We start from the raw sequence: 2,675 nt of genomic DNA, 5'->3' as shown, positions 1-2,675 counted from the left end.
CCACGCCGAGCCCGTGGCCTTCGCTGCCGACACCCTGGCGCTGGCGCTGGCCGAGATCGGCGCGCTGTCCGAGCGGCGCATCGCCTTGCTGATCGACAGCACCCTCTCGGGGCTGCCGCCCTTCCTGGTGGACAACCCCGGGCTGAACAGCGGCTTCATGATCGCTCACGTCACCGCCGCGGCTTTGGCGTCCGAAAACAAACTGTTGGCGCACCCAGCCAGCGTGGACAGCCTGCCCACCAGCGCCAACCAGGAAGACCATGTGAGCATGGCCACCCATGCCGCACGCCGGCTGGACGCGATGGCCGACCACACCGCCACCATCCTGGCCATCGAGTGGCTGGCCGCCGCCCAGGGCGTGGACTTCCACCGCCCGCTGCTGACCTCGCCGCGCCTGCAGCGTGTCCACGCCCTCTTGCGCGCGCACGTGCCCTTCTACAGCCAGGACCGGCTCTTCGCGCCCGACATCGAGGCGGCCAAGGCCCTGGTGCTGCAGGGCGCAGCCGCGGCCGGCAATGAAGACCTGCTCGCGCGGCTCTGGACGGACTGAAGATGCCCTCCCCCCCGCTCATCCTCTGGCGCCACGCCCGCCTGGCCACGCTGGCCGGCGAGGGCTGGGGCCTGGTCGACGACGGCGCCCTGCTCACGCAAGGCCCCTGCATCACCTGGGTGGGCCCCGCCCGCCAACTGAGCGCCGGCCTGGACGTGGCCGCCGAGCACGACCTGGACGGCGCGCTGGTCACCCCCGGCCTGGTCGACTGCCACACCCATCTGGTCTACGCCGGGCGGCGCTCCGACGAAGCCGAGCTGCGCCTGAACGGCGCCAGCTACGAACAGATCGCGCGAGCCGGTGGCGGCATCCGCTCGACCGTGGCCGCCACACGCACCGCCAGCGAGGCCGAGCTGCTGCGCAGTGCCACGCAGCGTGCACGGGCCTTGCGCAGCCAGGGCGTGACCACGCTGGAGGTGAAGTCGGGCTATGGGCTGTCGCAGGAGGCCGAGGCACGCTGCCTGCGCGTGGCGCGCCGCCTGGGCGAGACGCTGGGCCTGTCGGTGCGCACCACCTTCCTCGGGGCCCACGCGCTGCCGCCCGAATACGACGGCCGCAGCGACGACTACATCGATGCCGTGTGCGCGTGGCTGCCCGCGCTGCATGCCGAAGGCCTGGTCGATGCGGTGGACGCCTTTTGCGAACACCTGGCGTTCTCGCCTGCGCAGACGCGCCGTGTCTTCGAAGCCGCCCGCCGCCTGGGCTTGCCGGTGAAGCTGCATGCCGAGCAGTTGTCCGACCAGGGCGGCGCGGCCCTGGCCGCCGCCTTCGGCGCGCTCTCATGCGACCACCTCGAACACCTCAGTGCGCAGGGCATCGCCGCGATGCGCCGCGCCGGTACCGTGGCCGTACTGCTGCCCGGAGCGTTCTACATGCTGCGCGAGACGAAGCTGCCGCCGATTGCCGCGCTGCGCGAGGCCGGCGTGCCCATGGCGGTGGCCACCGACCACAATCCCGGCACCTCGCCGGCGCTGTCACTGCCGCTGATGGCCCACATGGCCTGCAGCTTCTTCCGCTTGACCCCGCTGGAGGCCGTGCGCGGCATCACGGTGCAGGCCGCGCGCGCGCTGGGCCTGCACGACCGCGGCACCCCGGCCCCGGGCCAGCGCGCCGACTTGGCCGTGTGGGCGCTCGACCATCCCAACGAACTGTGCTACTGGTTCGGCCACACGCCCTGCACCCAGGTGGTGGTGGCCGGTGAGGTCTCACGATGACCCCCTTCCCCTGGCAAGGCCGCATCGACGCCGAAGACAGTGGCGTCACCACCCGCTGGCACCAGCGTATGCAAGCCTTCACCCCCGACAGCCGCGGTGGCGTCGTGCTGTTGGGTTTTGCCTGCGACGAGGGCGTGCGCCGCAACGGCGGCCGGCCCGGGGCGGCCCAGGGGCCCGCGGCCCTGCGGGCTGCCCTGGCCAACCTGCCCGTGCTGGGCGAACCGGCCCTGTTCGACGGCGGCGACGTGACGTGCCAAGACGGTGATCTCGACGGGGCTCAGACCGCGCTGGCCGCGCGCGTGGCGCAGGCGCTGGCGCAAGGCCATCTGCCGCTGGTGCTGGGCGGCGGCCACGAAGTGGCCTGGGGCAGCTTCCAGGGCCTGATGCAAGGCCGGCCGGCGTTGCGGCGGGTGCTCGTCGTCAACCTCGATGCCCACTTCGACCTGCGCGAGGCCCGCCAGGGCAATTCGGGCACTCCCTTCCTGCAGATCCAGCAATGGTGTGCTCAACAGGGCCGGCCTTTCGACTACCGCGTCTTGGGCATCAGCCGCTTTGCCAACACCCAGGCCTTGTTCGACCGGGCGCAGGCGTTGGGCGTGCGCCACTGGCTGGATGAGGCCCTGCAGTCGCCCGAGGGCCTGCGGGCCGCGCAGGCCGAACTCGCCTGCGACCTGGCCGAGTGCGATGCGGTCTATCTCACGGTGTGCCTGGACGTGCTGCCCGCGCCGCTGGCGCCGGGCGTGTCGGCGCCCGCGCCTCTGGGGGTGCCGCTCGCGCATATCGAAGCCCTGGTCGACCAGGTGATGGACAGCGGCAGCGTGGCGCTGGCCGACACCCCCACACTCACCCCACCCTCCACCCGCGACAGCCTCCCCCCCCAAGTGGGAGCGGGGGGGTGGCGGGGTGAGGCG

The 2,675-nt window shown here is 72.6% G+C and carries 3 protein-coding genes; all 3 read left to right on the top strand.

Going from position 1 to position 2,675, the window contains the following annotated elements:
• The coding region (locus tag ACK42S_RS17195; protein ID WP_409710449.1) for an aromatic amino acid lyase at positions 1 to 550 on the top strand (550 nt) is incomplete at its 5' end.
• Positions 551 to 552: 2 nt separating this feature from the next.
• Positions 553 to 1,764, top strand: a complete 1,212-nt coding sequence (gene hutI, locus ACK42S_RS17190) for an imidazolonepropionase (RefSeq protein ID WP_409710446.1) — start codon at positions 553 to 555, stop codon at positions 1,762 to 1,764.
• A partial coding sequence (gene hutG / locus ACK42S_RS17185) for a formimidoylglutamase (RefSeq protein WP_409710442.1) occupies positions 1,761 to 2,675 on the top strand: 915 nt, incomplete at its 3' end. The genes hutI and hutG, both read left to right, overlap by 4 nt.

Origin of the sequence: Caldimonas sp., from assembly GCF_046289365.1 — a bacterium.
In the GTDB taxonomy this organism is placed as follows: domain Bacteria; phylum Pseudomonadota; class Gammaproteobacteria; order Burkholderiales; family Burkholderiaceae_C; genus Caldimonas.
Note: the sequence above shows the minus strand (reverse complement) of the source record. Positions and strands in the feature narration are given on the sequence as shown.

Excerpts from the sequence above, each read along its gene's own strand:
- hutI (WP_409710446.1), top strand. The coding sequence starts at position 553 with ATGCCCTCCCCCCCGCTCATCCTCTGGCGCCACGCCCGCCTGGCCACG.